This is a genomic window from Bacteroides coprosuis (assembly GCF_020741705.1).
GTDB lineage: Bacteria > Bacteroidota > Bacteroidia > Bacteroidales > Bacteroidaceae > Bacteroides_E > Bacteroides_E coprosuis.
In genome coordinates this window covers 1-8,393 of sequence record NZ_DYYK01000156.1, presented here as the reverse complement: position 1 = coordinate 8,393, position 8,393 = coordinate 1, and the positions used below count along the sequence as shown (strand labels likewise).

General features: G+C 38.2%; 7 protein-coding genes. 3 read left to right on the top strand and 4 right to left on the bottom strand.

Annotation, left to right across the window (positions count from 1 at the left end; all coding sequences use genetic code 11):
• Together K8V80_RS09440 and K8V80_RS09435 are read left to right on the top strand one after the other, a co-directional pair.
• On the top strand, positions 1 to 527 hold a 527-nt coding region (locus K8V80_RS09440; protein WP_276777355.1), incomplete at its 5' end, for a GNAT family N-acetyltransferase.
• A 126-nt stretch (positions 528 to 653) separates the two neighbouring features.
• Entirely contained in the window at positions 654 to 1,817 is a 1,164-nt protein-coding gene (locus K8V80_RS09435; protein WP_276777353.1) for a glycosyltransferase, read from the top strand.
• A 2-nt stretch (positions 1,818 to 1,819) separates the two neighbouring features.
• Here K8V80_RS09435 and K8V80_RS09430 read toward each other — a convergent pair whose 3' ends face one another.
• Positions 1,820 to 3,064, bottom strand: a complete 1,245-nt coding sequence (locus K8V80_RS09430; RefSeq protein ID WP_423773074.1) for an ABC transporter permease — start codon at positions 3,062 to 3,064, stop codon at positions 1,820 to 1,822.
• 164 nt (positions 3,065 to 3,228) lie between these two features.
• Here K8V80_RS09430 and K8V80_RS09425 point away from each other — a divergent pair, with 164 nt between their 5' ends.
• Positions 3,229 to 4,464 (top strand): L-arabinose isomerase family protein, encoded by a 1,236-nt coding sequence (locus K8V80_RS09425; protein ID WP_276777351.1) that lies wholly within the window; start codon positions 3,229 to 3,231, stop codon positions 4,462 to 4,464.
• Positions 4,465 to 4,480: 16 nt separating this feature from the next.
• On the opposite strand, the gene K8V80_RS09420 is transcribed toward K8V80_RS09425, so the two are convergent.
• The 3 genes from K8V80_RS09420 to K8V80_RS09410 are packed head-to-tail and all read right to left on the bottom strand — an operon-like array spanning position 4,481 to position 8,076.
• On the bottom strand, positions 4,481 to 5,332 hold the full coding sequence (locus tag K8V80_RS09420) for a histidinol-phosphatase (RefSeq protein ID WP_006744611.1): 852 nt from the start codon (positions 5,330 to 5,332) through the stop codon (positions 4,481 to 4,483).
• Positions 5,332 to 7,212: an ABC-F family ATP-binding cassette domain-containing protein gene (locus K8V80_RS09415; protein ID WP_276777347.1), complete on the bottom strand. Its 1,881-nt coding sequence runs from the start codon at positions 7,210 to 7,212 to the stop codon at positions 5,332 to 5,334. Before K8V80_RS09415 ends, K8V80_RS09420 begins: the two co-directional genes overlap by 1 nt.
• A 39-nt stretch (positions 7,213 to 7,251) precedes the next feature.
• Positions 7,252 to 8,076, bottom strand: a complete 825-nt coding sequence (locus K8V80_RS09410) for a DUF3805 domain-containing protein (protein ID WP_276777344.1) — start codon at positions 8,074 to 8,076, stop codon at positions 7,252 to 7,254.
• Positions 8,077 to 8,393 lie beyond the last annotated feature (317 nt).

Below are 8,393 nucleotides of genomic sequence, written 5' to 3'. Positions count from 1 at the left end.
CCTACCAACTCGAAGTATCACAAGATAATGAGGCTGCACTTAAAATCTACCAGAAAAGGAACTTTAAGATTACAAGAAACTTCAACTGTTATCACGCTGAAACCGACTTAATTTCACAAATTACGGCACGAGACATCTCTTTAATAGAGATTCCTCTTTCTGTATTTATGCAAGAAATAAAATTTGATACCATTTGGGATTTTTATCCTTCATGGCAAAATAGTCTCAACAGCATTATGAGAGACTCTGATAATTTAGTTTGTACCTTGGCTATGAATGTAAATCACATCATAGGATATATTGTTTACGAACCACTATCGGGGGATCTCATTCAACTGGGTACTTACCCTCAGTTTAGAGAAAGAGGAGTGGCTACAGCTCTACTAAAGAATGCTGCCCAAAACTGCTCATCGCCAACAGTAAAAATGCTTAATATTGATGATGCTAGTGAGTCTATGAATGGTTTTTTAAAGAAACATCGGTTTGATTTAATAACCAAGCGATATGAAATGAAGCGAACTCTTTAAGGGGAGTTCGAAGGGTAAAGTAGAAATATTAGGTTGCAAACTTATTCGTTCACATTTTATTCCTTATTTTTGTGCCACTCTACCTTGTTAGAGTATCCTCTTATTCAGAAATAAAAGATAAAATTCATGTTGCCAGATATATTTCTCTCTACCCCATTCATTGGTGTTTATATAGTTCTCGGACTTTGTCTGATGATTCAGCTCATCTATCATTTAAGCCTATATAATCGTATTCCTGCTGCCCAGAAAAAGCAGAAAGAGGTTTCACAGGAGTATCCTCCTCTATCGATTATTCTTTGTGTAGAGAATCAGGTGGAATATTTAAGAGAAAACATCTCTAGTATTCTACAACAAGATTATCCTAATTTTGAGGTGATTGTAGTGGATATTGCCTCAGATGATGGTACAAAAGAGTATTTGGAGTACCTAGAAGAAAATCATGATAATCTCTATTTCAGTTTTACTCCAGAGAGTGCTCGGTTTATTAGCAGAAGAAAATTGGCTCAAACTATTGGTATCAAAGCGAGTAAATATGATTGGTTAGTTTTCACGGAGATTGATAGCAAACCCATATCCAACCAATGGCTAAAAAAGCTAGCTGGCCATTTTATTCAGGGAACGGATATTGTATTGGGTTATAGCAAATACCGCACAGAAAAGACATGGATCAATCGCTTTACTTCTTATGACAGCCTTATACTAAAGTTGCGCTATTTGGGTATGGCTCTCAAGAATAAACCCTATATGGGACAAGGTAGAAATATGGCTTACCGAAAATCGGTGTTTTTTCAAGAGAAAGCCTTTTCAAACCAACTAAATCTTCAACGAGGTGAGGATGAATTGTTTCTCAATCAAAATGTAAATAGCACCAATACCAGAGTAGAACTCTCTCCCGAGTCTATCATCGAAATGGAACCCATCAAACGGAAGAAAGATTGGAAGCTTCAAAAGCAATCACACTTACTATCGGTACAGCGCTTTAAAGGTAACAAGCAATATTGGATGGGGCTAGAGACTACTACTTGCCTACTGTTGTATGCCCTAGGTTTGCCTCTTTTTATCTATAGCCTGATAACGCTAACTTGGCAAGTGAGCTTACTTACTTTTCTCTGTTTTCTGTTGAGATGGGTAGTACAGTTTCTGACAATTAATCGCACAGCAAAAGTGATGACAGAAGGAAGAAGATTCTACTTTTCCCTCCCTCTTTTAGATATTTTATTGCCCCTCAACAATTTCTTAATCCGACTTAAGATGCCGAGAAAAGGAAGAGGAGATATTCTGAAAATCTAAGATTATTCGTAACGCATAGACGTGGCTGGATTAATGCGCGACACGAGATAAGAGGGTCCGAGAAGCATCAACACAGAGATTAAGATGGTGGCTGCATTGAGTGCTACTACCCACCATAAGCTAAGCGAAATAGGCACTTTATCTACATGATATACAGCAGGATCCAAGGGTACAACTCCAAATTTACTCTGGATAAGGCAGAGTGATAACCCAACAATATTCCCCCAGAATAAGCCTTTACCAATCAGGAATATCGCCAACCAAATAAATACTTTTCGAATCATCTTATTGGTAGCTCCCAATCCTTTGAGCAACCCAATCATCTGAGTTCGTTCCAAAATAAGAATCAACAAACCAGAGATAATGGTAAAGCCAGAGATGGCCATCATCAGCCCAAGGATTACCCAGACATTTAAATCGAGCAAGGCCAACCAGCCAAAAAGTTGAGGATTGAGCTGCTCTACATTATTTACAATGTAAGGCTCGCCATAAGCATCTTCTAAGCCCATAAACTTATCGCCTAAATCTTCGGTAACCTCTTCGAGTTTGGCATAATCTTTAATCGCAATTTCTACCCCACTTGCCTGATCCACTCCCCATCGGTTCAATTTATTAACGGTATAGAGATCGGTTAGAAGATAGAGTTTATCATACTCATAGAAATTAGTTTGGTAAATACCTACCACCTTTAATCTACGTGCTTTGATGCCCTCATCCTCGGCATAATAGGTAAAAATGCGATCATCGAGATGAATATCAAGGAGATCGGCTACAGTCTTGGAGAGCATTACTTCATTAGTAGAAGTAGAATCGTTAAAGGCAGGAAGTGTCCCTTCTACCAGATATTTAGTAAAGAAAGAAGTATCAAATTCTTGAGCTACCCCTTTTAAAATCATCCCCTGAAAGCTAGATTCTGTTTTGATCATACCCACCTTCGTAGAGTATCGTTGCACCCAGCGCGTATCGAGATATTCTTGGAGAGCTGTCAGCAAACTATCACTTACTGCAATAGGATGCGATTCGTATGAAGCCATGGTATTGTAATTGGATAGTTGGATATCCGAACTGAAGCCCACTGCTTTATTTCGGATTTCGCCCTTAAAGCCAATCACTACGGCAATGGTAATCATCATCACAATAAAACCAATAGCAATACCCAAGACAGCAATAAACACAGCAGGCTTAGATATCCTTTTTACCCCTTTCTTACTCGTATATAATCGTTTTGCTAATTGAAATTCAAACAAAGTAAATCTTATTTTTCGGTTGTCAATCTTATTTCAAGTGTCAAAGTTAAGTATAAATCCTTATGCAAAGTTAAGTTTTAACTAATTAATATAGGTTAGGGCTTTCTAACTTTCCATTATATAAAAATTTACATACATTTGCGTAGTAACAAAAATCAGACCGCATGACTATTAATCTAATAGCTTACACATCTTCATTAGATCAGTTAGCATCATCTGCTCAAGATCATCAGAAACTTCTGAATGAACTTGAAATCCAATTCTCTGTAAAATATTACAAACATACAGATCTTGCCAAAATCCCTAAAGACCAGTTTTCTGTACTTTTTATAGCTACTGGAGGAGTAGAAGAACTCATCGCTCAAGATGTAGAAGAACTACCCCGCCCCATTGTACTACTGGCAGACGGACTCCAAAATTCTTTAGCTGCTGCTCTTGAAGCCTCAACTTGGTTGAGAGAAAGAGGTCTGAAGAATGAAATTTTACACGGAGACATCCAACAGATAAAAGAAAGAATCTTAAACTTAGCAATAAACTTCCATGCCCAACAAAGACTGAAGCAACAAAGAATAGGTGTTCTGGGCACGCCTGCTCCATGGGTTATAGCTAGTAGTGTAGATTACTATTTGGCCAAACAACGCTGGGGTATCGAATTTGTTAATATTCCTCTTACTCGAATTTATGATACTTTCGATAAGATATCCGAAGACGATGTAAGTACATTGTGTACTCATTTTATATCTAAAGCCTATGCTTGTAATGGAAGCACTCCCACTGCCCTAATCAACTCTATGCGCTTTTATAAAGCTGTGAAGCAGATTTGTGAGGAGGAAGGTCTAACGGCTGTTACCCTCAATTGTTACAAAACCCTCAAGGATATAGGAGTTACAGGGTGCTTAGCCAATGCTTTACTCAATGATGAGGGAATCATTGCTGGCTGCGAGGGGGATATGCAAACCATCTTTACTCTAGTCATGATAAAAGCTCTGACGGGTGAGGTTGGGTTTATGTGCAATCCCAGTGAGGTAGATGTCAAAGAGAACAAAATTGTAATGGGGCATTGCAGCATCGGTACAAAACAAACCTCTCACTTTGTACTAAGAAATCATTTCCTGACGAAGAATGCTATTTCTATTCAAGGAATATTACCTCTAGGAGAGTTTACTATTCTAAAATGTGGAGGAGAATGCTTGGATAAGTATTTCGTTTCTTCGGGCTATATCTTACAAAACACAGAAAAAGAACTCTCCAGCAGAACCGAAGTTTTATTTAAAATGAATGAAGATGCTTCTTATTTCTTAAGAAACCCCTTGAGCAATCACCACGTGATGATACGTGGCAATTACGAAGGTTTAATACAAAGTTTCTTAGAAACCTACTCTTGCAAACGAGTAAGATAAAACGATAAGAATATATTTAAATACGATAAGAAGAGTGGATAGGAACAGCTGTCCACTCTTTGTTTTTTAATTCCATAACGGTATCAAAACGAGCATTCACCAAAGCTTTCAAGCCTTCTTTTCTGCCCGAGTTGATTTTATGTAAACGATGAGAATCACTGTTGACCAATACGGGAATCTCCAACTCTCTTATAAGTGCGAAGTGTTCTTCATTCGGAAAAAACATCCCTGTGGTATCATACGCCTTGGTATTAATTTCTATCATCAGCCCGCTCTCTGCAATCGTTTCAAAATAATCTCTTATTATCTCTTTATAAAAGCTAGCTTGAGTAATGCCTTTGGCATTGGCAGAGGTGTTTTTACTTATCTTATCGCAATGTCCTAAGAAATCAAATCCACCCAGAGCAATCATTCTACGCATAGCATCGAAGTAGCGGATGATGACCTCTTCGTAATCGTGATGAAAGTATTTATCTACATTTTCTTTAAATAGCTCTTCACCCGAATCTATATCTACATAGCCGCCCGAATCCAACTCAAGAAAATGCACCGAACCAATCCGATAATCTAGTGGGATAGCTTGAAATTTATCCATAGCTGGGTTGTAATCTTCATGGAGGTAATCCATCTCCAACCCCGTATAAATCTCGATTTGATCACCGAGTTTTTCTTTAGCCTCTGCACACTCTTTCAAATAATCATCTACCCTATCCCACTCCATATTCCATCGAGTAGAAAAAGGTAGTGGAGCATGAGAAGAAATGCCATAAGAGGTAAAATTTAGTTCGATAGCCGTCTGAATAAACTCCTCGATGGTAGCATGACCATCACAGTAATTGGTATGACTATGGTAATTGGTAAGGTTCATTAATCTTCTATTTCACTAAGTTCAAGCCAACGCATGGTTTTCTCATCAATAGCATCACCTATTTCGGGCAGACGTTTCGACTTTTCTGTTAAATCTTCTACTGATAAATCTCCACTGCATAAATCTGCTTCCAACTGTGTTTTCTCGTCTTCTAATTTTTCAATCTCTTTTTCGAGAGCTTCAAACTCTTTTTTCTCAGCATAGGTCTTTTTGCGTACTTCGTTATGACGTACTCTACCATGCTTTTCGCTCTCATCCTCTTTCTTCTTTTCTTGCTCGATTCTCTTTTCTTCTTCCTCCTTAAACTCTTTCCACTCCCGGTACTGAGTATAGTTTCCAGGGAAATTACGAATATCTCCACTACCCTTAAATACCATCAAGTGATCAACCACTTTATCCATAAAGTAACGGTCGTGGGAAACCACAATCACACACCCTTTAAAGTTTTGAAGATAGTCTTCGAGTACATTTAAGGTTACGATGTCAAGGTCGTTGGTAGGCTCATCGAGAACTAAGAAATTAGGGTTACGCATTAACACTGTACATAGGTAAAGACGACGACGTTCACCTCCACTTAACTTGTACACATAACTGTGCTGAGTTTCGGGAGTAAACAAGAAGTGTTGCAGGAACTGAGAAGCAGTCAGTTGCTTGCCATTCCCTAAGTCGATTACCTCAGCAATCTCACGTACCACATCGATCACCTTCATCTGATCATCAAACTCTAGTCCATCTTGAGAATAATAACCAAAACGAATCGTTTCTCCAATATCTATCGTACCACTATCGGGTTCTACTTCGCCCAAAAGAATTTTGATAAAGGTAGATTTACCTGTTCCATTATTTCCCACAATTCCCATCTTTTCATAACGAGAGAAGATGTATGAAAAATCATCTAGGATCACCAAATCACCATAATTCTTATTCACATTTTCTGCTTCAAATATCTTGGAACCAATATAAGAAGCCTTCACATTGAGCTGCACATTACTATCGTCGAATCGGCGTTTAGCCACCTTCTCTAAATCATAAAAAGCCTCCTCACGGTATCTGGCTTTATGTCCACGAGCTTGTGGCATACGACGCATCCACTCCAGCTCAGTACGGTACAAGTTTTTCGCTTTAGAAACTTCAGCATCCATAGAATCCATACGTTCCTGACGTTTTTCTAAGTAATAGCTATAGTTCCCCTTGTAGGTGTACATCTGTAAGTTATCAATCTCCATAATGGTATCACACACACGGTCTAGGAAGTAACGATCGTGGGTTACCATTAGCAAACTGAGGTTGGTGCGTTTCAAGTACTCTTCGAGCCACTCGGTCATATCCAAGTCCAAATGGTTGGTAGGCTCATCAAGAATCAATAAATCGGGTTCGGTAATTAAGGTATTTGCCAAAGCGATACGCTTCAACTGTCCTCCCGAAAGTTGATTTATCTTTTGCTGGAAATTGGTAATCTTCAACTGGGTAAGAATCTGTTTTACCTTCTGCTCATACTCCCAAGCATTCAGTAAATCCATCTTAGAAAGGATTTTATCCAAGTCAGGATTTCCCTCTGTCTGTAAGCAAATTTCGTATTCTTTGATGAGTTCAATCACTTCATTTCCATGGTGGAAACAAGCCTCAATAACGGTTAGGTTATCGGGATATTCGGGATTTTGCTCTAGGTAGCCCACTCTTAAATCTCTTTTAAAAGTAACTCTGCCTGCATCGTAACCCTCTTTCCCTGCTATAATATTGAGCAAGGTAGATTTTCCTGTACCATTTTTAGCAATTAAACCAATGCGTTCTCCCTGAAGCACCCCCATATTGAGGTCTTCAAAAAGGACTAAATCACCAAACGATTTGGTGAGATTTTCTATTTGTAGATAACTTATCATTCTTTAATTTTTGTTTCAGATAGATTCCTTAGAAGAATATTACTGGTGCAGAGAGGCCAGAGTTTCTTTGTAACTCTCTACGATAGTAAACTCTTCACCCGCCTTAACTTTGCTCCAAACAAGCTTCATAGGATCTATTACTTGCTGTGAAGGAGTATAAATTAAGATAGCAGCTTCTCTATTTCCATCAATAAGCGTACGCCACTCCATACCCTCTATTTCATTGGCTAAGATAACACCAACTGTCAAGCCCAGAGCAACCCACTTATCTCTCTTCTTGGTTGAGATAGAACCCTCTTCTTTTATTTTATCAAGTTTACTCAAATCTTCTTCTATCCCTTGAAAATCGGTTGTGAGCTGTTCTTTGACGAAATTAACCACCCATTCATAGGAAGAGTTGATCTCATAAATCTCCATTAAGCGAACGGGGATGATTTCGGCTGGGTATTTCTGCTTTGTATCTCTCACCACCAACGTATTCAAAATCTCTTCGGCTATTTTATATCCATCCTTCTTGAAAGAAGTAAAAGTGCAATCAAAACTCATATCCTCTTTTCCGATAACCCAATGATGTGAGGCAAATTCATGTTCATCTTCTTGAAAAAAAGACACTTCGTACACAGCCTCTCCCGATGACAATTGGAAAGGTTTCACTTTTAGATTCACTTCACGTTCCTCTTTTACCACCTGTGCTCCAAATTGAGAAGAATCTCCTTTTAAACCCGAAATTCTAAAATTACCTGTCCACTGATCTGGATTATAAAATAAGAAAGAGCCTTCTCCATCTTCAAATTCGTACCAATTGGCAGGGTATTCAATAGAGAACCAGGCATTGGGAGATATAAACTTCTTTGTCTCTTTCATCACTATGTCGTTTTTTGTTGATTTTAACTTGATATTCTTTATACAAAAGTAATACTCCAACACCGTATTAACAAAGGAGAAGATACAAATCTAAGGGTTAGCAGACTTCATTTGCCTATTTTTTTGTTCTTTTAAGAAGACAAGGATACGTCTATTCCTTCCCTTTTCTACTAAGAGCCACTCTTATCTATTCTTTTTAGCTAAAAAATGTAAATTTATTTCTGATTAGTTTGCAGATATAAAATAAACCACTACATTTGCATCACAATAAAACCAAGGTGTGTTAGTTCAGCTGGTTAGAATGCCTGCCTGTCACG